The sequence below is a fragment of the Pseudoalteromonas sp. GW168-MNA-CIBAN-0100 genome, from assembly GCF_040309225.1.
GTDB classification, from domain to species: Bacteria; Pseudomonadota; Gammaproteobacteria; order Enterobacterales; family Alteromonadaceae; genus Pseudoalteromonas; species Pseudoalteromonas arctica.
The window spans coordinates 1-244 of the sequence record NZ_JBEOOL010000962.1 but is presented as its reverse complement, the minus strand read 5'-3'; the positions used below and the strand labels follow the sequence as shown (position 1 = coordinate 244).

At 43.9% G+C, this 244-nt stretch carries 1 protein-coding gene; it reads left to right on the top strand.

The window, feature by feature from the left end; all coding sequences use genetic code 11:
- Positions 1-244, top strand: a 244-nt coding sequence (locus AAEY62_RS24200) for an exonuclease domain-containing protein (RefSeq protein ID WP_350637013.1), incomplete at both ends; no start/stop codon positions are given.

Sequence of the window (244 nt, the reverse complement as noted above, 5' to 3'; positions counted from 1 at the left end):
GCGGGTGTTCGTACCGATCTTGATTTGAATATTATTGGTGAGCCGCTTATTGAATACTGTAAACCGCAGGCGGATTACTTGCCGCATCCTGAGGCGTGTTTAATTACCGGCATTACGCCACAAGTGGCGATGAAAAAAGGCTTGGTTGAGGCTGAATTTATAGCAAAAATTCATGCACAATTTAGTGTGCCAAATACCTGTGTTGCCGGTTATAACAGTATTCGCTTTGATGACGAAGTAAGCC